At 73.1% G+C, this 21,835-nt stretch carries 22 protein-coding genes; 16 read left to right on the forward strand and 6 right to left on the reverse strand.

Annotated features, from left to right (window positions below; genetic code table 11):
- Genes HGA03_RS12370 through HGA03_RS12380 form a run of 3 tightly spaced genes read left to right on the forward strand, consistent with a single transcriptional unit; the run spans position 1 to position 3,517 of the window.
- Positions 1 to 1,740: a nickel-dependent hydrogenase large subunit gene (locus HGA03_RS12370; protein WP_168630588.1), complete on the forward strand. Its 1,740-nt coding sequence runs from the start codon at positions 1 to 3 to the stop codon at positions 1,738 to 1,740.
- Complete coding sequence (cybH, locus tag HGA03_RS12375; RefSeq protein ID WP_168630589.1) at positions 1,737 to 2,942, forward strand: Ni/Fe-hydrogenase, b-type cytochrome subunit; 1,206 nt, start codon at positions 1,737 to 1,739, stop codon at positions 2,940 to 2,942. Before HGA03_RS12370 ends, cybH begins: the two co-directional genes overlap by 4 nt.
- On the forward strand, positions 2,939 to 3,517 hold the full coding sequence (locus tag HGA03_RS12380) for a hydrogenase maturation protease (RefSeq protein WP_203767339.1): 579 nt from the start codon (positions 2,939 to 2,941) through the stop codon (positions 3,515 to 3,517). Before cybH ends, HGA03_RS12380 begins: the two co-directional genes overlap by 4 nt.
- On the opposite strand, the gene HGA03_RS12385 is transcribed toward HGA03_RS12380, so the two are convergent.
- Positions 3,508 to 3,870: a hydrogenase maturation nickel metallochaperone HypA/HybF gene (locus tag HGA03_RS12385; RefSeq protein ID WP_168630590.1), complete on the reverse strand. Its 363-nt coding sequence runs from the start codon at positions 3,868 to 3,870 to the stop codon at positions 3,508 to 3,510. The two genes, HGA03_RS12380 and HGA03_RS12385, sit on opposite strands and share 10 nt — an antisense overlap.
- Positions 3,871 to 3,890: 20 nt before the next feature.
- Between HGA03_RS12385 and HGA03_RS12390 the strand changes: the two genes are divergently transcribed.
- The 6 genes from HGA03_RS12390 to hypE are packed head-to-tail and all read left to right on the forward strand — an operon-like array spanning position 3,891 to position 10,208.
- On the forward strand, positions 3,891 to 5,123 hold the full coding sequence (locus HGA03_RS12390) for a reducing hydrogenase subunit alpha (protein ID WP_168630591.1): 1,233 nt from the start codon (positions 3,891 to 3,893) through the stop codon (positions 5,121 to 5,123).
- Positions 5,114 to 5,353 carry a HypC/HybG/HupF family hydrogenase formation chaperone gene (locus HGA03_RS12395; RefSeq protein ID WP_168630592.1) on the forward strand — a complete coding sequence of 80 codons (240 nt, stop codon included), beginning with the start codon at positions 5,114 to 5,116 and terminating at the stop codon, positions 5,351 to 5,353. Before HGA03_RS12390 ends, HGA03_RS12395 begins: the two co-directional genes overlap by 10 nt.
- 4 nt (positions 5,354 to 5,357) lie before the next feature.
- Positions 5,358 to 7,805 (forward strand): carbamoyltransferase HypF, encoded by a 2,448-nt coding sequence (gene hypF / locus HGA03_RS12400; protein WP_168630593.1) that lies wholly within the window; start codon positions 5,358 to 5,360, stop codon positions 7,803 to 7,805.
- Positions 7,748 to 8,032, forward strand: a complete 285-nt coding sequence (locus HGA03_RS12405; RefSeq protein ID WP_168630594.1) for a HypC/HybG/HupF family hydrogenase formation chaperone — start codon at positions 7,748 to 7,750, stop codon at positions 8,030 to 8,032. Before hypF ends, HGA03_RS12405 begins: the two co-directional genes overlap by 58 nt.
- Positions 8,029 to 9,138 (forward strand): hydrogenase formation protein HypD, encoded by a 1,110-nt coding sequence (hypD, locus tag HGA03_RS12410; RefSeq protein WP_168630595.1) that lies wholly within the window; start codon positions 8,029 to 8,031, stop codon positions 9,136 to 9,138. The genes HGA03_RS12405 and hypD overlap by 4 nt, the downstream gene beginning before the upstream one ends.
- Entirely contained in the window at positions 9,135 to 10,208 is a 1,074-nt protein-coding gene (hypE, locus tag HGA03_RS12415; RefSeq protein ID WP_168630596.1) for a hydrogenase expression/formation protein HypE, read from the forward strand. Before hypD ends, hypE begins: the two co-directional genes overlap by 4 nt.
- Before the next feature lie 16 nt (positions 10,209 to 10,224).
- On the opposite strand, the gene HGA03_RS12420 is transcribed toward hypE, so the two are convergent.
- A complete protein-coding gene (locus HGA03_RS12420; protein ID WP_168630597.1) occupies positions 10,225 to 10,887 on the reverse strand; it encodes a DUF4241 domain-containing protein in 663 nt (220 codons plus the stop codon).
- 91 nt (positions 10,888 to 10,978) lie between these two features.
- On the opposite strand from HGA03_RS12420, the gene HGA03_RS19395 reads away from it, so the two are divergent.
- Positions 10,979 to 11,917 (forward strand): cold-shock protein, encoded by a 939-nt coding sequence (locus HGA03_RS19395; protein ID WP_168630598.1) that lies wholly within the window; start codon positions 10,979 to 10,981, stop codon positions 11,915 to 11,917.
- A gap of 49 nt (positions 11,918 to 11,966) precedes the next feature.
- Here HGA03_RS19395 and HGA03_RS12430 read toward each other — a convergent pair whose 3' ends face one another.
- On the reverse strand, positions 11,967 to 12,857 hold the full coding sequence (locus tag HGA03_RS12430) for an aldo/keto reductase (protein WP_203767357.1): 891 nt from the start codon (positions 12,855 to 12,857) through the stop codon (positions 11,967 to 11,969).
- A 123-nt stretch (positions 12,858 to 12,980) separates the two neighbouring features.
- Here HGA03_RS12430 and HGA03_RS12435 point away from each other — a divergent pair, with 123 nt between their 5' ends.
- The 6 genes from HGA03_RS12435 to HGA03_RS12460 all read left to right on the forward strand — a co-directional run bounded on the left by HGA03_RS12435 (position 12,981) and on the right by HGA03_RS12460 (position 19,115).
- Positions 12,981 to 13,883, forward strand: a complete 903-nt coding sequence (locus HGA03_RS12435; protein WP_168630600.1) for a helix-turn-helix transcriptional regulator — start codon at positions 12,981 to 12,983, stop codon at positions 13,881 to 13,883.
- A 194-nt stretch (positions 13,884 to 14,077) separates the two neighbouring features.
- Positions 14,078 to 15,937, forward strand: coding sequence for a molecular chaperone DnaK (gene dnaK, locus HGA03_RS12440; RefSeq protein ID WP_168630601.1), 1,860 nt, complete (start codon positions 14,078 to 14,080; stop codon positions 15,935 to 15,937).
- Positions 15,934 to 16,539 carry a nucleotide exchange factor GrpE gene (gene grpE, locus HGA03_RS12445; RefSeq protein ID WP_168630602.1) on the forward strand — a complete coding sequence of 202 codons (606 nt, stop codon included), beginning with the start codon at positions 15,934 to 15,936 and terminating at the stop codon, positions 16,537 to 16,539. Before dnaK ends, grpE begins: the two co-directional genes overlap by 4 nt.
- Before the next feature lie 88 nt (positions 16,540 to 16,627).
- Positions 16,628 to 17,620, forward strand: a complete 993-nt coding sequence (locus tag HGA03_RS12450; protein WP_168630603.1) for a DnaJ C-terminal domain-containing protein — start codon at positions 16,628 to 16,630, stop codon at positions 17,618 to 17,620.
- Between the two features lie 64 nt (positions 17,621 to 17,684).
- On the forward strand, positions 17,685 to 18,122 hold the full coding sequence (locus HGA03_RS12455) for a heat shock protein transcriptional repressor HspR (protein WP_168630604.1): 438 nt from the start codon (positions 17,685 to 17,687) through the stop codon (positions 18,120 to 18,122).
- 318 nt (positions 18,123 to 18,440) lie between these two features.
- The gene (locus HGA03_RS12460) at positions 18,441 to 19,115 is read left to right on the forward strand and encodes an SPFH domain-containing protein (RefSeq protein WP_168630605.1); all 675 of its coding nucleotides are present in this window, start codon (positions 18,441 to 18,443) and stop codon (positions 19,113 to 19,115) included.
- 100 nt (positions 19,116 to 19,215) lie between these two features.
- On the opposite strand, the gene HGA03_RS12465 is transcribed toward HGA03_RS12460, so the two are convergent.
- The 3 genes from HGA03_RS12465 to HGA03_RS12475 are packed head-to-tail and all read right to left on the reverse strand — an operon-like array spanning position 19,216 to position 21,808.
- Complete coding sequence (locus HGA03_RS12465; protein ID WP_168630606.1) at positions 19,216 to 20,025, reverse strand: ABC transporter ATP-binding protein; 810 nt, start codon at positions 20,023 to 20,025, stop codon at positions 19,216 to 19,218.
- Positions 20,026 to 20,036: 11 nt separating this feature from the next.
- Positions 20,037 to 20,849 (reverse strand): ABC transporter permease, encoded by an 813-nt coding sequence (locus HGA03_RS12470; protein WP_168630607.1) that lies wholly within the window; start codon positions 20,847 to 20,849, stop codon positions 20,037 to 20,039.
- Positions 20,846 to 21,808, reverse strand: a complete 963-nt coding sequence (locus HGA03_RS12475) for an ABC transporter substrate-binding protein (RefSeq protein WP_168630608.1) — start codon at positions 21,806 to 21,808, stop codon at positions 20,846 to 20,848. The genes HGA03_RS12470 and HGA03_RS12475 overlap by 4 nt, the downstream gene beginning before the upstream one ends.
- Positions 21,809 to 21,835: the final 27 nt, after the last annotated feature.

Below are 21,835 nucleotides of genomic sequence, written 5' to 3' on the forward strand. Positions count from 1 at the left end.
ATGTCGACCCGCGTCGTCATCGACCCGATCACCCGCATCGAGGGCCACCTGCGGATCGAGCTGGAGACCGAGGGCGAGGCGATCGTCCGGGCGTGGAGCGAGACCACCCAGTTCCGTGGCATCGAGACCATCGTCCAGGACCGCGACCCCCGGGACGCCTGGGCGTTCGTGCAGCGGATCTGCGGCGTGTGCACCTCGGTGCACGCCATCGCCTCGGTGGTCGCGGTGGAGAACGCCATCGGCTCCCGCCCGCCGGAGGCCGCCCGGCAGATCCGGGACATCGTGCTGGCCTCGCAGGAGATCCAGGACCACGTCATCCACTTCTACCACCTGCACGCGATGGACTGGGTGAACGTCCCCTCCGCCGCCGAGGCCGACCCGGAGGCGGCGGTCGCCTTCGCCGCGTCGATCGGCTCGACCTGGAAGGGCAACACCGTCGAGCGGATGACCCAGGTCCGGGACACCGTGCGCAGCATCCTGGAGTCCGGCCAGCTGACCATCTTCACCGGCGGCTACTGGGACCACCCGGACTACCGGCTGCCGCCCGAGGCGAACCTGATGGCGGTGGCGCACTACCTGGACGCGCTGGAGTTCCAGCGGTCGATGATCCGGATCAACACGGTGTTCGGCGGCAAGAACCCGCACCCGAACTTCCTGGTCGGCGGGATGGCCTGCTCGATCGACCTGGACAAGTCCGAGACGATCAACCAGGTCCAGCTCAGCCAGGTGGCCGGCTGGATCGCGGAGACCACCGAGTTCGTGAACGCGTGCTACCTGCCGGACGCGACCGCGATCATGTCGGTCTACCCGGACTACTTCGACATCGGCGCCGCCCAGCCGAACTACCTGGCGGTCGGGATGGCCGGGGCGACCTTCGCCGGTGACCCGGCCGAGTCCCGGACCGGTGCGGTGGAGGACGTGTCCCCGGGGGTGCTGCTGGACGGCGACCTGTCCACCGTGCACCCCTTCGACCCGGCCAAGGTCACCGAGTACGTCACCTCGGCCTGGTACAGCTACCAGGACGGCGACGACGTCGGCCTGACCCCCGACCAGGGCGAAACCACCCCGGACTACACCGGCCCCGAACCGCCGTACGAGTGGGTGGCCGACGACGCGAAGTACACCTGGTCCAAGGCGCCGCGGTACGACGGCCACGTGGTGCAGGTCGGGCCGGTCGCCCGGGTGCTGCTCGCCTACGCCCAGGGCCACCCGCACACCGTCGAGCTGGTCGACCAGGCGGTGGACACCCTGGGCATCCGGCTGGAGCAGCTGAACAGCACCGCTGGCCGCACCCTGGCCCGGGCGGTGGAGGCGGTCACCTCGGCCCGGAAGCTGGCCGAGGTGTCCTTCCCCGGCCTGATGGACAACATCTCCCGCGGCAACACCGAGGTCTTCGACCCCAGCCGGTGGGCGCCGTCCAGCTGGCCGCAGAGCGCGAGCGGCTACTCCTTCGTCGAGGTCGCCCGGGGCAATCTCAGCCACTGGGTCACCATCGAGGGCGGCAAGGTGGCCCGGTACCAGGCGGTGGTGCCGACCACCTGGCTGGCCGGTGGCCGGGATGCCGACGGACGGCAAGGCCCGTACGAGGAATCGCTGGCCGGCACCGGCGACCACCCGCTGGTGGATGCCGATCAGCCGTTGGAGCCGCTGCGCACGATCCACTCCTTCGACCCGTGCATGTCCTGCGCGGTGCACGTGTTCGACCCGGACGGCCACGAGCTGCAGGTCGTGGAGTCATGACCACCGATACCCCGGTGCCCCAGCTCCAGGTCGGGGAGATCGTCTCGGTCGGCGGGCTGAGCCACGGCCGGCTGCTGGCCCTGGCCGCCGCGGCACCGGAGGACAGCAACGACCCGGTGGTCGCCGCCGCCCGCTATGCGGTCCGGATGGACCACCCGGCGACCGAGCTGCCCCCGGTCGATCCGGAGGACGTCGACCCGGCCACCCCGGAGCGCCGGTACGCGGTGCTGCGGCTGCGCGGGCTGCACCTGCCGGACGGCAGCACCCGGGACGTGATGGTGATGCGCGGCGAGGGCAGCGCGGTGCTGGCCGCCTCGCACGCCGGTCGCCAGGCCCGGGGGCTGCTGCGCAAGAACGCCGACCACGTCACCCAGCGCGGGTCCCGGCCGCTGGTGATCGCCGCCGCCCCGATCGCCGCGGACGGCACGATCGGCGACTACCGGTTGCAGGGCTTCGTCGCCGTGCACGCGGTGCACCCGCACACCGAGGAGGACGACACCGAGGACGGCTCCTGGGTCCGGATCAGCCTGTGGTCGGCCTCGCTGCGCTGGCAGCACTGGATCAACGTGGCGCTGATCTTCATCCTGTCCTGCACCGGCTACTACATGATGGATCCGTTCTTCGGGCCCAGTGCGGCCGCCGGGCAGGACACCGGTTACCTGATGGGCTGGGTCCGGCTGATCCACTTCACCGCCGGGTTCGCCTGGGTGCTGGTCGGCGCGACCCGGATCGTGTCGGCCTTCACCTCCCGGGACCGCTACCTGCGCTGGCCGACGCTGTGGCCGTTGAAGTCGCGCGCGGATCTGCGGCACCTGCGGCAGGTGATCGGGCACTACGCGCTGATCTCCAAGGAGGCGCCGCTGTACCTGGCGCACAACCCGTTGCAGCAGCTGACCTACACCATGCTCTACGTGATCGGCGGGCTGCAGATCGGCACCGGCCTGGTGCTGTACTCGCTGGCCTACCCGGGCAACCCGTTCTGGGAGCTGATCGGCACCCCGATCCACTGGTTCGGCATCCCGCCGATCCGGCTGCTGCACACCATGGTGATGTTCGGGCTGTGGGCGTTCGTGATCGTGCACGTCTACCTGGCGGTGCGCGCCGACTCGCTGGAACGGCACGGCGGCGTGTCCGCGATGATGAACGGCGGCGTGTGGCTGCGCCGCGGGTCGAAGCCGGTGGACGCCCCGGAGGTCGAGTGACCGCGGACGACCTCACCGCCGGACCGGGGCTGGTGCTGCCGGGCGGTCGCCGCCGCCCCGGCACCGCGGTGGATGAGCGCGAACCCGGGCCGGCCCCGGTGACCGTGCTGGGCATCGGCAACCCGATCATGACCGACGACGGCACCGGCCTGGAGCTGCTGGCCGCGGTGTCCGCCGCCCGCCCCGACCCGCGGGTCCGGTACCTCGACGGCGGCACCGGTGGGATGGAACTGGTCCCGGTGGTGCAGGAGGCCGAGCGGTTGCTGCTGCTGGACGCGGTCGCCGGGCCCCGGCCGGGGGTGGCGGTCCGGTTGTCCGGCGATCATCTGCCCCGGCTGCTGGCCGGCACGCTGTCCCCGCACCAGGTCGGCCTGCTGGACGTGCTGTCCGCCGCCCGGCTGCTCGGCCGCACCCCCGCCACGATCGAGGTGGTGGGCATCGTCCCGGCGTCGGTCGAGCTCGGGCTGGGCCTGACCCCGCAGGTACGGGCGGCGGTCCCGGCGGCGGTACGTGCGTCGGTGTCGGTGCTGGACGAGTGGCTGGCCGAACTGCCCGCCGCGGTGGGTCAGCCGTGACCGGGGGCGTCGCCCAGGTCCGCCCAGGCGACCGCGAACTCCCGGCCGTGCACCAGGTCACCGGCCGGGGTGCCGCACACCGGGCAGGTCAGCGCGTAGAACCGGTCGACCGGTTGCTCGGCGGCACAACCCGGGCACCACACCGCGGCCGGCACCTCCTCGACCTCCAGCCGGGCACCGGCCAGCACACTGCCCGCGGTGGCGATCGGCCACGCCCCGGCCAGCGCCTCCGGTACCGCACCGCTGAGCGTGCCCACCCGCAGGCCGACCGCCTCCACGACGGTGGCCCCGGCGTCGCTCGCCGCCCGCTCGACGGCGGTCACCACCGACCGCAGCAGCCCGAGTTCGTGCATCCGGTCATGGTGGCACGCCGATGAGCCGCTGGGTGCTGGACGAGATCGTGGACGCCTTCGAGGCCCGGGTGGTGCTGCAGCGGGACGACCGGGGCCGGGTCCGCTCCGCCCGGTTCGACCTGAGCGGGATGCCCCGGATGGACGCACTGCTGGTCGGCCGCCCGGTCGCCGGGCTGCCCGCCCTGATCGAGCGGCTGTGCGGGATCTGCCCGGCCGCCCACCACCTGGCCGGGGTCCGCGCCCTGGAGTGCCTGTCCGGCACCGGCCCGCTGACCGGCACCGCCCGGGCGGTCCGCTCGCTGCTGCACCACGGCGCGGCGATCGGCGCGCACGCCCCTCGGCTGGGCACGGTCGACCCGGGGGCCGGTGCGCTGCTGGCCCGGTTCGCCCGCCAGGTGGCCGACGCCGCGGGATCGCCCGGGCACTTCCCGGTGACCGCCGTCCCCGGTGGGGTGGCCGACGCCGTCGACCCGGCCGCCCGGGACGCCCTGGTCGCCGCGGTGCCCGCCGCGCTCGCGGCCGCGTCGACCGTCACCGAGCGGATGCTGACCGGTCACCGCCCCGGCCCGGACCGGTTCACCGGTGCCGACCTGGCCCTGGTGGATGCCGAGGGCCGGCCGGACCTGCTCGGCGAGCACCTGCGCGCGGTCGCCGCGGACGGCACGGTGCTGGTCGCGGGCGCCGCACCCACCGACTGGGACCGGGTGGTCGCCGAGTCCGACCCCGGGGCGATCGCGCCGCGGCCCTACCTGGTCGATCTCGGACCGGGGGACGGCGGCTACCGGGTCGGCCCGGTCGCCCAGCTCCGGATCGGCCCGCTCGACACCCCGGTCGCCGCCGGATTCCAGCACCGCTGGACCGCCGGTGCCGGACCCGCCCGGGCGGTCATCACCGTGCACGCCGTGGAGCGGATCGCCGCCCTGCTGGATCTGGACCAGCTCACCACCGGCCCGCTCCAGCTCCCCGCGCCGGACCCGCAGCCCGCGGCCGGGGTCGGGGTCGGCTGGGTGGACAGCCCGCGCGGCCTGCTGGTGCACCGGTACGCCGCGGACGCCGCCGGGATCGTCACCGCGACCAGCATCCTGACCCCCACCGCCCAGAACGAACCCTGGCTGGCCGACCTGCTCCGGCACGCCGCCGCCGCGGAGACCGACCTGGAGGACGCGGTGCGGGAGGCCGACCCGTGCCTGCCGTGCACCGACGCCCCGCCGGGGTCGATGGGCCTGCGGGTGGAGACCGTGCCATGTGCCTGACCATCCCGGCCCGGATCGCGGAGATCATCCCGGGCCCGCTGCCGATGGCCCGGATCGAGGTCGCCGGCCGCACCGAGCAGTGCTGCCTGGCGTACACCCCGGAGGCCGTCGTCGGGGACCACGTGCTGGTGCGCACCGGCTTCGCCGTCGAGCTGCTGGACCCGCAGGCCGCCGCGGAGTCGCTGGCCGCCTTCGCCGAGCTCGGGCTGCTGCCGCCGGGAGAGGACTGAGGCGGTGGTGCGTCGTCGGCTGTGGATCACCGGGGTGGTGCAGGGGGTGGGTTTCCGTCCGCATGTGTACCGCCTGGCCCGGGAGCTCGGGGTGGCCGGCACGGTGGCGAACACCGCGGCCGGGGTGATCGTGCACGCCCAGGGGACCGCTGCGGTGCTGGACGAGCTGGCCCGCCGGATCCGGGACGATGCCCCGGCCGCGGCCCAGGTGCGCAGCCTCACCGCCGCCCCGCTGCCGGAGGACCCGGACCTGACCGGCTTCACCATCCTGGCCTCGCTGCACGACCAGGACCGGCACACCACGGTCCCGGCCGACACCGCGGTCTGCGCGGACTGCCTACGCGAACTGCACGACCCCGGCGACCGGCGCTACCGGCACCCGCTGATCACCTGCACCGCCTGCGGCCCCCGGTTCACCATCGTGACCGGCCTGCCCTACGACCGGCCGCTGACCTCGATGGCGGGCTTCCCGCTCTGCCCGGACTGCGAGCGCGAGTACCACGACCCGGCCGACCGGCGGTTCCACGCCCAGCCGGTCGCCTGCCCCGCCTGTGGCCCGCGGCTGTGGGCCGAGGATGCCGACGGCCGGGTCGACGGCGACGAACCCGCGCTGGCCCGGGCGCAACGGGTGCTGGCCGACGGCGGCACGGTCGCGGTCAAAGGGCTCGGCGGCTACCACCTGGCCTGCCGCCCGGACGCCGCGCCGGTCGATCGCCTGCGCGCCCGCAAGCACCGGCCGGACAAGCCCTTCGCCCTGATGGCCGCCGACCTGGCTGCCGCCCGCCGCCTGGTGCACCTGGACGACCCGGCCACCGACCTGCTCACCGCGCCCGCCCGGCCGATCGTGCTGGCCCCGCGCCGCCCGGACGCCCCGGTGTCCGACCGGGTGGCCCCCGGCGCCCCCGACCTGGGCGTGCTGCTGGCCTACACCCCGCTGCACCACCTGCTGCTCAGCCCGGGACCGTCCGGGCTGCCGGTCGGCGACGTGCTGGTGATGACCAGTGCCAACCTGACCGATGAGCCGCTGTGCCACACCGACGACGTCCCGCTGCTGCTCGGCCTGGCGGACCTGGTGCTGGGCCACGACCGCCCGATCGTCACGCCCTGCGACGACTCGGTGTTCCGGGTGGTGGACGGCCGGCCCTCGCCGGTGCGGCGCTCGCGCGGGTACGCCCCGCTGCCGGTGCAGCTGGACCCGGAGCGTGACCTGCCCGCCACCTTCGCGGTCGGCGCCGAGCTGAAGAACACCGTGTGCGTGCTGGACGGCGACCAGGCGGTGTGCTCCCAGCACCTGGGCGACATGGCCGGCTGGGAGTCGCAGCAGACCCTGGCCGCCACCGCCGCCCACCTGCTCGCGCTGTACCGGATCCGCCCCGAGCGCTGGGCCGCCGACGCCCACCCGGCGTACCAGACCCGCGCCTGGGCCCAGCGGTTCGCCGACGTGCCGCTGATCGAGGTGCAGCACCACCGGGCGCACGCCGCCGCCCTGCTCGCCGAGCACGACCTGCTGGCCGAACCCGCCCTGATCGTGTGCTTCGACGGCACCGGCTACGGCGACGACGGCACCGCCTGGGGCGGGGAGTGGCTGGCCACCGGCGGCGACCTGCTCGACCGGGGGCAGGCCGCGCTGACCCGGGTGGCAGGCCTGGCACCGGTGACGATGATCGGCGGCGACCGGGCGGTCCGGGAACCGTGGCGGCTCGCCCTGGCGCACCTGCGCCGCGCCGGGATCGACTGGGCCGAGGACCTGCCGCCGGTCGCGGGCAGCGCGCAGGCCGACCGGCGGCTGCTGGCCACCGCCCTGGACCGGGGCCTGGCGGCGACCACCACCACGTCGGCCGGGCGGCTGTTCGACGCGGTCGCCGCCCTGCTCGGGGTCCGGCAACGGATCAGCTACGAGGGCCAGGCGGCGATCGAGCTGGAACACCTGGCACTCGGCGCGCTGGGCGGTGCGCTCGCGGCCCAGGACACCGACCCGGCGACCTGGGCCGGCGACCCTGCGGTGGCGACCGCGGGTGGCTGGACCGACGTCCCGGGTGACCTGTCCCTGGACACCCGGCGCGCCCTGCTCGATCCGGCCGCGATGCTCACCGCCCTGGTCGCCGGCCTGCGCACCGGCACCGGCCGCGCCGCCCTGGCCCTCGGCTTCCACCAGTGGCTGGCCACCGCGATCACCGACCGGGCGGTGGCCGAGCGCGACCGCACCGGGGTCGGCACGGTCGGGCTCACCGGCGGCGTCTTCGCCAACACCGTGCTGCTGCGCCTGGCCGGCGCACAGCTTGCGGCGCACGGCTTCCGGGTCCTGCGCCATCACCTCGTCCCCTGCAACGACGGGGGTCTCAGCCTCGGACAGGCCGTGCTCGCCGCGGCGGAATCGATGAAGGAGCAACAGCCATGTGCCTCGGCATCCCCGGCCGGGTCGAACGCATCTGGGACGACCACGGCGCCCTGATGGCCGATGTCGACTTCGGTGGCGCCTCGACCCACGTGTGCCTGGAGTACCTGCCGGACCTGCGGGTCGGCGACTACACGATCGTGCACGCCGGCTTCGCGCTGACCCGGCTGGACGAGGAGTCCGCGCTGGCCTCGCTGGCGGCATTCCGCGAGCTCGGGATGCTGGAGGCCGAACTCGGCATCGTGCTGCCACCGGCCGGTGCGGGCGAGGGAGGATCGCGATGAAGTACCTGGACGAGTTCAAGGACCCGGTGGTCGCCAAGCGGATGATCGACGACATCCTGGCGCTGGCCACCCGGCGCTGGACCCTGATGGAGGTCTGCGGTGGCCAGACCCACTCGATCATCCGCAACGGCATCGACACCCTGCTCGCCGATGCGGTCGAGTTCATCCACGGCCCCGGCTGCCCGGTCTGCGTCACCCCGCTGGAGATGATCGACCGGGCGCTGGAGATCGCCTCCCGGCCGGACGTCATCTTCACCTCCTTCGGCGACATGATCCGGGTGCCCGGCACCGGGCGGGACCTGTTCTCGGTGAAGGCGGCCGGCGGCGACGTGCGGATCGTCTACTCCCCGTTGGACGCGGTCGCGATCGCCGCGGACAACCCGGACAAGCAGGTGGTGTTCTTCGGGGTCGGCTTCGAGACCACCGCCCCGGCGAATGCGATGGCCGTGGTCACCGCCCGGCGGCGCGGCCTGACCAACTTCTCCATGCTCGCCTCGCACGTGCGGGTGCCACCGGCGATCCGCACCGTGATGGACTCCCCGGTCACCCGCGTGCAGGGCTTCCTGGCCGCCGGGCACGTGTGCACCGTGATGGGCACCAGCGAGTACGGGCCCCTGGTCGAGGAGTACGGCGTGCCGATCGTGGTCACCGGCTTCGAGCCGCTGGACCTGCTGGAGGGCATCCGGCAGACCGTCGCGCTGCTGGAGGCGGGCACCCCCGCGCTGCGCAACGCCTACCCGCGGGCGGTCGACCCCGGCGGCAACCCGGTCGCCCAGAACGTGCTGGCCGACGTGTTCGAGGTCTGCGACCGGCAGTGGCGGGGGATCGGCATGATCCCGGCCTCCGGCTGGCAGCTGTCCCCGGCCTGGCGCGAGTTCGACGCCTCGATCCGGTTCGACGTGGACGACGTGCACACCGCCGAACCGGAGGAGTGCCACTCCGGAGAGGTGCTGCAGGGCCTGATCAAACCCTTCGAGTGCCCGTCCTTCGGCACCCTGTGCACCCCCCGCACCCCGCTCGGCGCCACCATGGTCTCCGCCGAGGGAGCGTGTGCCGCCTACTACGAGTTCCGCCGCCTCGACCTCCCCGTGAAGGTGACCCCGTGACCGATCTGCCCATCGCCCCGCTCGACGTCGAGGGCTGGTCCTGCCCCGTGCCGCTGCGCCACACCGACCGGATCGTGCTCGGCCACGGCGGTGGCGGCGTGCTGTCCGGCGAACTGATCGAGCACCTGTTCCTGCCGGCCCTCGGCGACGAGACCAACGCCGAGATGCGTGACTCCGCGGTGCTCGGCCTGCCCTGCGGCGGTCGGCTGGCCTTCACCACCGACTCCTACGTGGTCTCGCCACTGTTCTTCCCCGGTGGCTGCATCGGCGACCTGGCGGTGAACGGCACCGTCAACGACCTGGCGATGTCCGGCGCCCAACCGCTCGCGCTGTCCGCGGCGTTCATCCTGGAGGAGGGCCTGGAGACCGCCACTCTGGGCCGGGTCGCCCAGGCGCTCGGGGATGCCGCCCGGGCCGCCGGGGTCCGGATCGTCACCGGCGACACCAAGGTCGTCGACCGCGGCAAGGCCGACCAGCTGTTCATCAACACCGCCGGCGTCGGCCTGGTCCCGGACGGCGTCGACATCCGCCCGGACCGCGCCACCCCGGGCGACGTGGTGCTGGTCTCCGGCCTGATCGGCGAACACGGCGTCGCGATCATGTCGCTGCGCGAGGGCATCGAGTTCGGCACCACCCTGACCTCCGACACCGCACCCCTGCACGGCCTGGTCGCCGACCTGCTCGCCGCCGTCCCGGACGTGCACGTGCTGCGCGACCCCACCCGGGGCGGCGTCGCCGGATCGCTGTCCGAGATCGCCGAGGTGGCCGGGGCCGGCATCGAGGTCGAGGAGTCCGCGCTCCCGGTGCCCGAGGCGGTCGCCGCCGCCTGCGGCTTCCTCGGCCTGGACCCGATGCACGTGGCCAACGAGGGCAAGCTGGTCGCGATCGTCCCCGGCGAGCACGCCGACGCGGCGCTCGCGGCACTGCGCGCCCACCCGCTCGGGGCGCAGGCCGCCGTGATCGGGACAGTCACCGACCAGCACCCCGGCATCCTGGTCGCCCGCTCGCCGCTGGGCGCGGGGCGGGTGGTGTCCCGGCCGATGGGGGAGCAGCTGCCGCGGATCTGCTGACCGCCGCCCCCCGGGCTCAGGCTGACGGGCGGTCGTCCTCGGGGTCCTCGACCAGCAGGTCGATGTGCACCGACAGCAGGCGTCCGTCGGTGTCGTAGCCGCCGACCACGGGGAAGAACCCGTCCCCCCACCCCGAGTGGCTGAGCACCACGTTCTCGCCGGCCGTCGCGTGCGGCATCGTGATGTTGGCGAGGCCCGGCCCGAGGTGCTCGGCCGAGTCCATCAGGGCGAACCAGGAGTCGGGCCGCCCGGTGTCGTACACCTCGTCGTACCAGGTCATGGGCGGCGGCATGCACCGCCCCACCGCCTCCTGGTCGGCGAAGGCCACCGTCCCGGCATCCACGCCGACCCCGTAGACCAGCCCCGGTTCGGGGGTCACCCCGTCCGGGGTCAGCCGTGGGGTGGTGGCGGGCTCACCGTCGGCCAGGATGACGCTGAGCCAGGCCTCGCGGAGATGGCTGCCGTCCTGGGCGTCGCTCACATCGACGACCGTGACCCGGACCGGGTACTCGCCGGGCGGGACCCGGACCACCATCCCCTCGCCCAGTGCCACGAACGGGTCGGACGCCTCGAGCCGGCCGCTCGGCAGCCGCAGCGTCCCCAGGTCGACCACATGATGCGTGTACTTCCAGCCCTCGATGCGGCCGGTGCGCAGTGCCAGCAGGGGCGTCTGTTCCATCCAGAGAGCCTAGGACGAGCGCGACATCGCCGGGGCGATCCGGGGGACACTGGATCCCAGCAACCCGCCACCACCACCAAGGAGCACCACCGTGCAGCAGGGAACCGTCCGCTGGTTCGACACCGAGCGAGGCTTCGGCTTCATCGCCCCCGCCGACGAGACGGACGACCTGTTCGTCCACGCCTCGGAGATCGTCGGCCAGGACGGCACGACGGTGCTGCGCGAGGGCCAGGCCGTCGAGTTCGAAGTCGGCGAGGGCGACCGCGGCCCGCAGGCCCGCCGGGTCCGGGTCACCGGCGACGTCGCTGCGGACGCCACCCTCGGCGTGCTCGGCACCGTCAACTGGTACGAGCCGGCCAAGGGCTACGGCTTTCTCACCCGCGACGACGGCCAGGGCGAGATCTTCGTGCACAGCTCGGCCATCGTCGGCGGCGGCGTGCTCACCGACGGCCAGCCGGTCGCGTTCCTGGTGGTCGAGGGCGAGAAGGGCCCGCAGGCCGACCACGTGCTGCCGCTCGCCATCGGCGCCGGGCCCGCAACGGCCCCCCGGAACGACGGCGCCGACGGCACCGTGAACTGGTACGACGCCGGCAAGGGCTTCGGCTTCATCACCCCGGACTCCGGCGAGCAGGACGTCTTCGTGCACGCACGCGCGCTGTCCGGCGACCTCGCCGAGCTCGCCGAGGGCGACCGGGTCAGCTACCGCACCGCGGAGGGCGACCGGGGCGTGCAGGCCCAGGGCGTCCGGCTGGTCGGCGGCCGGGCCCGCGGTGGCCGGGGCGGATCCGACCGGGGTGGGTCGGGCCGGGGTGGATCGGACCGCCCCACCCGCGGCGGCCAGGGCGTCGTGGCGCGCTTCGATGCCGACCGCGGCTTCGGCTTCATCACCCCCGACGACGGCGGGCCGGACCTGTTCGTGCACGTGTCGGTGGTCCGCGACGGGGAGCCGCTGTACGAGGGCGACCGGGTGCGGTACCAGGTGCGGCAGAGCGACCGTGGGCCGCAGGCGGACCGGGTGGACCTGGTCTGAGGTCCACACCGGCCGGGATCACCGAGTCTGCATCAATCCCAGGACGGCCTCACGCCTCGGGGATCGCCCGAGCGAAGAACTCCGGCCGCGGGACGTCGGGGTCGGGCCCGCCGCGCACGCCGGTGTCCAGGGCGTCGATCGCGGCCAGCTCGTCGGCCGTCAGGTCGAACGACACCACGTCGAAGTTCTCCGCGATGCGCGCCGGGGTGACCGACTTCGGGATCGCGGACCTGCCCTGCTGGAGGTGCCACCGCAACATCACCTGGGCCGCGGTCCGGCCGTGCGCGGCGGCGATCCCGGCGATCGTCGGGTCGTCGAGCGTGCTGCGGCGGGTGTCGTCGCCCCAGCCGGGGTAGAACGTGATCCCGCCGATCGGCGACCACGCCTGCGTGAGCACGCCGTGCTGCGCGTCCGCCGCCTGCACGGTGGGTTGGGTGAAGTACGGGTGCAGCTCGACCTGGTTGACCGCGGGCACGACCTCGACCTGGCCGAGCAGGGTGTCCAGGTGGTGCGGCATGAAGTTGCTGACACCGATCGCCCGGACGGCACCGTCGGCCAGCAGCTTCTCCAACGCCCGGTACGCGCCGACGGTCAGATCGAACCGGTCCGGCGCGGGCTGGTGCAGGATCAGCAGGTCGAGCTGGTCGAGACCGAGCTTGCGGGCCGACTTGTCGAAGGCATGCAGCGTCTGGTCGTACCCGTAGTCGGACACCCAGACCTTCGTCTCGACGAACACGTCGTCACGGGCCAGCCCGGACTGCGCCAGCGCCTGCCCGACCCCGCGCTCGTTGCCGTAGGCGGCAGCGGTGTCGATGTGCCGGTAGCCGACCTCCAGGGCGGCGCGAACCGCCGCGGCCGTCTCGTCGGGCGGGGTCTGGAACACCCCGAAGCCCAGGGCCGGCATGGTGACACCGTTGTTCAGGGTGAGGGTCGGGATCATCGTCATGCCTGTCACGCTAGGAGTGGATCGAGCGGGCCGGGAGGGTCTGGTGTTACCCCGCTCGCCGGGCCCGGTCATGCCAGTCCCTCCCTGGTCGGACCCGCCGGGACGTACCGTCGGAACATGGACCTGAGAGCCGAGACCCGGGAGTTCCTCACCACTCGGCGTGCCCGCATCACCCCCGAGCGCGCCAACCTGGCCGCCTATGGCGGCAACCGCCGCGTGCCGGGGTTGCGCCGGGAGGAGGTCGCGATGCTCGCCGGGGTCAGCATCGACTACTACACCCGGATGGAGCGCGGGAACCTCGCCGGCGTCTCCGAGGAGGTCCTGGAGTCGTTGGCCGAGGCGCTGCAGCTCGACGAGGCCGAGCGCGGTCACCTGCTCGACCTGGCCCGTGCCGCCAATGCCTCCGGCGCGGCCCGCTCGCGCGCCCGCCGCGCCCCCACCGCCGTGCTGCGACCCGCGGTCCAGCGGGTGGTCGACGCCCTGGACGCACCGGCATTCGTGCGCAACGGGCGCCTGGACGTGCTGCACGCGAATCTGCTCGGCCGGGCGCTGTATGCGCCGCTGTACGACTCACCGACCCACGTCCCGGGCAGGCCGGTCAACACCGCCCGGTTCCAGTTCCTCGACCCGGGTGCCGCACGTGAGTTCTGGGGCGCGAAGGCGGACCGGATGGCCCACGACGCGGTCGCGATCCTGCGGGTCGAGGCCGGGCGCAACCCCTACGACAAGCGCCTGACCGACCTCGTCGGTGAGCTGTCCACCCGCAGCGAGGACTTCCGCCGGCTGTGGGCCTCGCACGACGTGCGCTATCACCGCTCCGGCACGAAGGTCTTCCACCATCCGGCGGTCGGCGTCCTCGAGCTCGACTACGAGGCGCTCATGCTGCCCGCCGACCCCGGTCTGCAGCTCAACGTGTACACCGCCGCCCCCGCCACGCCCTCGGCCGACGGCCTCGCGCTGCTCGCGTCGTGGGCGGCGACCACGCTGGTGTCGCCGTCACCCTCCGACGCCTCCCGCTGACACCGCTTCCTGCCTGGGGCAGGGCCCTCCGGGAACAATCCCTCGTTCTCCAGAGTTGAGCCAGTCAGACTCAAGTTCACCGCCCCCGAGTTGCCAGCCGCAGCCGACCGGCGCAGACTTGAGCGCAGACGACTCAAGTCGTCCCCGTGACGACGACCCAGACCTGAACAGCAGGACGAAGGAAGGCATCAGACATGGCACGTGCAGTCGGCATCGACCTCGGTACCACCAACTCCGTGGTCGCGGTCCTCGAGGGTGGCGAGCCCACCGTCATCGCGAACGCCGAGGGTTCCCGGACCACCCCGTCGGTGGTGGCGTTCTCCAAGACCGGCGAGGTGCTGGTCGGCGAGGTCGCCAAGCGCCAGGCGGTCACCAACGTCGACCGGACGATCACCTCGGTCAAGCGCCACATGGGCACCGACTGGACCACCGAGGAGATCGACGGCAAGAAGTACACCCCGCAGGAGATCAGCGCCCGGGTGCTGGGCAAGCTGAAGCGCGACGCCGAGGAGTACCTGGGCGAGCCGGTCACCGACGCGGTGATCACGGTCCCGGCGTACTTCAACGACGCCGAGCGCCAGGCCACCAAGGACGCCGGCCAGATCGCCGGCCTGAACGTGCTGCGGATCGTGAACGAGCCGACCGCCGCCGCGCTGGCCTACGGCCTGGAGAAGGGCAAGGAGGACGAGCTCATCCTGGTCTTCGACCTGGGTGGCGGCACCTTCGACGTGTCCCTGCTCGAGGTGGGCAAGGACGACGACTTCTCCACCATCGAGGTGCGTGCGACCTCCGGTGACAACCGCCTCGGCGGCGACGACTGGGACAACCGGATCGTCGAGTGGCTGGTCTCGCAGGTGAAGAACTCGACCGGCGTCGACCTGTCCAAGGACAAGATCGCGCTGCAGCGGCTGCGTGAGGCCGCCGAGCAGGCCAAGAAGGAGCTGTCGTCCGCGACCAGCACCAACATCAGCCTGCAGTACCTCTCGATGAGCGAGAACGGCCCGATCCACCTGGACGAGAAGCTCACCCGGGCCCAGTTCCAGGAGATGACCAAGGACCTGCTCGAGCGGACCAAGGCGCCGTTCAACGCGGTGATCCGGGACGCCGGCATCAAGCTGTCGGACATCGACCACGTCGTGCTGGTCGGTGGCTCGACCCGGATGCCCGCCGTCACCGAGGTCGTGCGCGAGCTGACCGGTGGCAAGGAGCCGAACAAGGGCGTCAACCCGGACGAGGTCGTGGCCGTCGGTGCCGCGCTGCAGGCCGGTGTGATCAAGGGCGACCGCAAGGACGTGCTCCTGATCGACGTCACCCCGCTGTCCCTGGGCATCGAGACCAAGGGTGGCGTGATGACCAAGCTGATCGAGCGCAACACCGCGATCCCGACCAAGCGCAGCGAGATCTTCTCCACCGCGGAGGACAACCAGCCCTCGGTGCTGATCCAGGTGTTCCAGGGTGAGCGCGAGTTCGCCCGGGACAACAAGCCGCTGGGCACCTTCGAGCTGACCGGCATCGCCCCGGCCCCCCGTGGCATGCCGCAGATCGAGGTCACCTTCGACATCGACGCGAACGGCATCGTGCACGTGTCCGCCAAGGACCGTGGCACCGGCAAGGAGCAGTCGATGACCATCTCCGGTGGTTCCGGCCTGCCGAAGGACGAGATCGACCGGATGGTCAAGGAGGCCGAGGCACACGCCGCCGAGGACAAGAAGCGCCGTGAGGAGGCGGAGACCCGCAACTCCGCCGAGCAGCTGGTGTACTCCACCGAGAAGCTGCTCACCGACAACGACGACAAGCTGTCCGACGACGTCAAGACCGAGGTCCGCACGGCCGTCGACGACCTGAAGAAGGCGCTGGAGGGCGAGGACCTGGCCGAGGTCACCGCCAAGCAGTCCGCCCTGGTCGCCGCCAGTCAGAAGATCGGTGAGGCGCTGTACGCCCAGAACCAGGCCGACGCCGCGCAGCAGCCGGCCGCCGACGAGGCCCCGGCCTCCGGTGCGGACGACGACGTGGTGGACGCCGAGATCGTCGACGACGAGGGTGACAAGAAGTGACCGAGGAGAACCCCGAGGAGACCCCTCGCTTCACGGACAAGCGCCGCATCGACCCGGAGACCGGCGAGGTGCGCGAGCCCAGCGCCGAGGAGCAGGTGCTCGCCGAGGCCGAGGCGGTCGCCGGTGCGGCAGAGGAGACCGTGGTCCTGGAGGGCCTGGTCGAGGCGGAGAAGCTGGCGGCCGAGCGGCTGGACGAGCTCCAGCGCCGCAACGCCGACTACTACAACCTCGAGCAGCAGTACTCGGCGTTCGTGAAGCGGTCCAAGGCGGACAACGCGGCGGCCCGGGACTCCGGGGTCGCGGCGGTCGCCGAGGCGCTGATCAGCGTCCTGGACGACATCGAGCTGGCCCGCCAGCACGGCGACCTCACCGGCCCGTTCGCGTCGATCGCGGAGAAGCTGGAGAGCACGCTGGGCCGGTTCGGCATCGAGCGTTACGGCACCGCCGGGGAGACCTTCGACCCGACCGTGCACGAGGCGCTGATGCACGGGCACGCCGCGGATGTCACCGAGACGACCGTGCAGCAGGTGCTGCAGCCCGGTTACCGGATGGGCGAGCGGATCATCCGCGCCGCCCGGGTGGCCGTGGTCGACCCGGAGTGATCACACCCGCTCGCACCCGGTCGCCGGGGCCCGTCGCGCACGCGGCGGTCCCGGCGACCGGGCCGTACCCGACACGGAAGGAGGCGTCATGAGCGGACAGGACTGGTTGGAGAAGGATTTCTACGCCGTGCTCGGCGTCTCCAAGGACGCGGACGCGGCCACGATCAAGAAGGCCTACCGCAAGCTCGCCCGGACCATGCACCCGGATCACAACCCCGGGGATGCGCAGGCCGAGGCGAAGTTCAAGGAGGTCGGCGAGGCCTATGCGGTGCTCTCCGACCCCGAGCAGCGCCAGCAGTACGACCAGCTGCGCGCGATGGCCGGCGGCGCCCGGTTCCAGGCCGGTGGCCCGGGTGGCGGGACCGGCGGCGCCGGGTTCGAGGACCTGTTCGGCGGCATGTTCGGTGCCGGCGGCCAGCCGGGTGGCGGGTCGCGGGTCCGGTTCAGCACCGGTGGGGGCGGGGCCGGCTTCGAGGACATCCTCGGCGGCATGTTCGGCGGGGGCGGCGGTGGCTTCGGCCAGACCCGCAGCCGCCGGGGCGTCGACCTGTCCGCGGTGACCACGCTGCCGTTCCGCCAGGCGGTGGAGGGCTCCACCGTGACCCTGGGCGTCGAGGGCCGGACCGTGAAGGCCCGGATCCCGGCGGGGGTGCGGGACGGGCAGAAGATTCGGCTGCGCGGCAAGGGGCGTCCGGGCGAGGGTGGTGGACCGGCCGGTGACCTGGAGGTCACGGTCAAGGTCGCCCCGCACCCGGTGTTCACCCTGGACGGCAACAACCTGCGGGTGACCCTGCCGGTGACCTTCGACGAGGCCGCCCTCGGCGCGAAGGTCCAGGTGCCCACCCTGGACGGCAGCACCGTGACCATGAAGATCCCCGCCGGCACGCCCTCGGGCCGCACGCTGCGGGTCAAGGGCAAGGGCATCACCACGTCGAGTGGCACCGGCGACCTGCTGGTCACCACCCAGGTGGTCGTGCCGCAACGGCTGGACGGCGCCGCGAAGGAGGCCGTCGAGGCCTTCCGTGCCGCCACCGAGGGCACCGACCCCCGAGCCGAGCTGATCGCCCAGGCCGGGAAGTGATCCCCGCCGCGGGGCACCGCCACCGGTGCCCCGCGGCCCGACGTGTCGAAGGACGGTGAACCAGATGCCTGCGGACAGCGCCCAGGTCTACGTGATCTCGGTCGCCGCCGAACTCGCGGGGATGCACCCGCAGACCCTCCGGCAGTACGACCGGCTGGGCCTGGTGTCCCCGGCCCGCACCCGTGGCCGCGGCCGCCGGTACTCGCTGCGCGACATCGCCACCCTGCGCGAGGTGCAGCGGCTCTCCCAGGAGGAGGGCATCAACCTGGCCGGGATCAAGCGGATCCTGGACCTGGAGGCCGAGGTCGAGCGGCTGTCCGCCCAGGTGGACTACCTGCGCGGGCTGGCCGAGCCCGGCCGGCGGATCTTCACCGCGCACCCCTCCGGCGACGTGGTGGCGATCGGCCGCAGCCGTCGCCGGCGCGCGATGCCCGAGCGGACCGCCGACGCCTCGGAGCGCCCGGAGCGGGCGATCGTGCTCTGGCGGCCCACCGGCCGCTGAAATTCGGGTGCGCCCGGCGCGGGGATGCCCCTAACGTTCCTGCTCGTCATCGGCTCCAGGCAGCCGGGCGGCGTCGCCGTCGCGGGTCCTGCGCATCGGGCGATGACCCTGCCTCTGTGGAAGGCTCCGGCGAATGCGGGTTCGACTCCCGTCGGCCGGTGCCCGGTCACCGCGGCGGTCACCGGTCTGCGACCCGGGCTCCGGCCCGACGTCCCCCGCTGCCCGCCGGACCGGGCACCGGCCCTCCGAGCCCAGGCCGGGGCAGTGGCGACCGGTCGACCGTCGGCCGGCGCGACGGCACGGGAGGAGGGTCGAGCGATGCGGATCGTGGTGCAGGCATGGGAGAACGTGCTGATCTACCGGGACGGGATCCACCAGGAGACCCTCGGGCCCGGTCGTCACCGCCGGTCGCGCCGTCACACGGTGCCGGTCTGGGTGCCGGTCCGGCCGCGGCTGATGGCGATGCCGGTGCAGGAGGTGCTCACCGGTGACGGCCTGTCGGTGAAGCTGTCCCTGGTGCTCACCGTGCGGACCGCCGACCCGCGGCTCTGGCACGAGGCGGTGGACGGGCCGGCCGCGTTCGTCTACTCCGCGGTGCAGATCGCGCTGCGTGAGGAGGTGGCCGCGCTCACCCTGGACGCGCTGCTCGCCGACCGGGCCGGGCTGCCGGAGCGGGTCCGCCTGGCGGTGCAGGACCAGGCCGCCGCGGTCGGTGCCGCCCTGGACGCGGTGGCCCTGCGCGACGTGATCGTCCCGGCCGAGCTGCGCCGGGCGGCCGCCGCGCTGGCCTCCGCCCGGGCCGAGGGCCTGGCGGCGCTGGAGCGGGCCCGGTCCGAGGTGGCCGCCACCCGGGCGATGGCCAACGCGGCCCGGCTGATGGCCGACCACCCGGCCCTGCTCGCCCTGCGCACCCTGCAGGCCGTCGAGGCCGGGGGCGCGACCGTCGTCCTCTCCGCCGACCCGGCACTGGCCACCGGTCACGCCACGTCCTGACCGGCTCACCGCCGAGAGTGCACGAATGCACGCTTCCCGATCCGGGAGGCGTGCATTCGTGCACTCTCGGTGCGGCGTCAGGCGGTCAGGCACGCGTCGTTCAGGCGGGCACGACCTCCTCGTGCACGAGGGCGGCGATCCGGCGCTTGAGCGCGTTGAACTCCGCCGAGGTGACGTCCCGCTCCGGCCCGAGGTCGATCGGCACCTGCTCGCGGACGTGCCCGGGCACCCCGTGCGCCGCGCCGCCGGCCATCACCACCACCCGGTCGGCCAGGAACACCGCCTCCTCGATCGAGTGCGTGATGAACACGACCGTGGTGCCGGTCTCGCGGTGGATCCGGGACAGCTCGCCCTGCAACGAGGACCGGGTGAGCGCATCCAGGGCGCCGAAGGGCTCGTCCATCAGCAGCAGAGACGGGTCGTTCGCCAGCACTCGGGCGATGGCGACCCGCTGCTGCATCCCGCCGGAGAGCTCGCTCGGGTACCGGTCGGCGAACCGGGTCAGGCCGACCGCGGTGAGGAACCGGTCGGTCCGCTCGCGCACCACGTCCCGCTGCAACCGGGCCTGGCGCGGGCCGTAGGCGATGTTCTCCCGGACCGACAGCCACGGGAACAGCCCGTAGTCCTGGAAGACCACGCCGCGTTCCGGGTCCGGGCCGTCCACCGGCAGACCGGCGACCTCCACCGTGCCGGAGGTCGCGGGCTCGAACCCGGCCAGGATGCGCAGCAGCGTGCTCTTGCCGCAGCCGGACGCACCGACCACGCAGACGAACTCCCCGGCGGGAATGGTCAGATCCACGCCGGCCATCGCGGCCACCGGGGCGCCGGTGCGGGTCGGGTACTGCTTGCCGAGGCCGGTGACGGTGACGTCGGCCGGCCGGCGGGGACGGACGGGGCCGATGCGGGGCATGACGGCTCCTCTCAGGTCAGGGTGGGTCGGCGACGGGTGACGAGGATGAGTGCCCCGCTCAGCAGGCGGTCGGCGACGAATCCGCACAGCCCGATCACGATCATCCCGGCGACGATCAGGTCGGTCCGGGACTGGTCGCGGGCCTGGGTGATCATGGCGCCCAGCCCGGTGCTGATCCCGACGGTCTCGCCGACCACGAGGATCACCCAGGCCAGGCCGAGTGCCACCCGCAGCCCGCTGGCGATCGACCGCATCGACGCCGGGAGCACCACCTTGTAGAGCACCTGCGCCGGCGGGGTGCCGAGCATCGCGGCGGCCTCCAGCAGGCGCACCGGCACCTGCCGGACCCCGGCGATGGTGTTGAGCAGCACCGGGAAGAACGCCGCCAGGAACACCAGGAAGATCGCCGACCCGTCGCCGTAGCCGATGATCAGCAGGGTCAGCGGCGCCCAGGCGGTCACCGGGATCGGCCGGGCCAGGTTCACCGTCGGGTCGAGCAGCCGGAACGCGAGCGAGAACCGGCCCATCACCACCCCGAGCGGCACCGCGCACAGCACGGCCAGCCCGAACCCGGCCAGCACCCGCTGGGTGGAGGCCCACAGGTGGGCGAGCAGCGTGCCGCTGAACGCGTCGTCCATCAGCCCGCCCCCGGCCAGGTCGATCAGCCGGCGGCCGACCTCCAGTGGGGTGGGCAGGAAGCCCATCCGGATCCCGAACGGCAGTTCCCACGCCTGCTGCACCCCGAGGGTCCACAGCACCAGGATCAGCGCCGGGACCGGCAGGGCGAGCAGCAGGGTGGTCAGGCCGGGGTGCCGACGGGTCACGGGGTGGCCTCGACGAACTGCGGGTCGATCAGGGTGTCCACGTCCACCTCGCCGTCGATCTGCTGCAGGCCGGCCATCTGCTCGATCAGCGCGGCGACCTGGGCGGTGTACTCCTGGTCGATCTCCCACCGGGGCCAGATGTTCTGCACCGCGGTCTCGACCACCGCCTGGTCGATGCCGAACTCCTCGACCACGCCGTCCGCCCAGGCCTGCGGGTCGGCGGCCATCTGCTCGGTGGCCTGGATGTGCGTGTCCACCACCTGCTGCACCAGCTCCGGGTTCTGCTCGATCAGCTCCCCGGTGGTGTACAGCCCGATGTTCACCCGGCCGACCGGGGTGTCGTAGGGCGAGGCGACCTGGACCGCGCCGGCCTGCAACGCGGTGGACGGCCCGAGTTCGGCACTGGCGAAGGCGTCGATCCGCCCGGCGTCCAGCGCGCTCGCCATGTCGGAGAACGGCAGATTCACCAGCTCGACGTCGCTGTCGGCGTCCAGCCCGGCCTGCTCCAGGGTCAGCCGCAGCAGGATCTCCTGCGAGGAGCCCTGCGGGTAGCCGACCGTCTGCCCGGCCAGCGACTCGATGCCGTCCAGCCCCTCCCGGCCGATGATGCCGGAGCCGCCGTCCGCCGCCGCGGCGACCACCACCACGTCCTGGCCGGCCGCGGCGCCGGAGATCGCCGACGGGATGCCGGCCACCCCGAAGTCGATGTTCCCGCTGACCACGGCGTTCTTGATGTCGGGGGAGGTGTCGAACTGGACCACCTCGAACTCGACGCCCTCCGGCGCCAGGTCCGAGTAGAGGAACGGGGCGTACAGGTGGGGCTGGCCCTTGAGCGTGCCGACCGTGACGACGGTGGTGCCGTCCGCGTCGTCGGTGGCTCCGGCGGAGTCGGGGCTGCACGCGGTCAGGGTGACGACCAGGGCGGCCGAGAGGGCGGCCAGGGGGCGGATCAGGCGCACGGGGGTTCTCTTCTCTGTCAGGGGGTC

The organism is Cellulomonas denverensis (assembly GCF_012396125.1).
Lineage (GTDB): Bacteria > Actinomycetota > Actinomycetes > Actinomycetales > Cellulomonadaceae > Cellulomonas > Cellulomonas denverensis.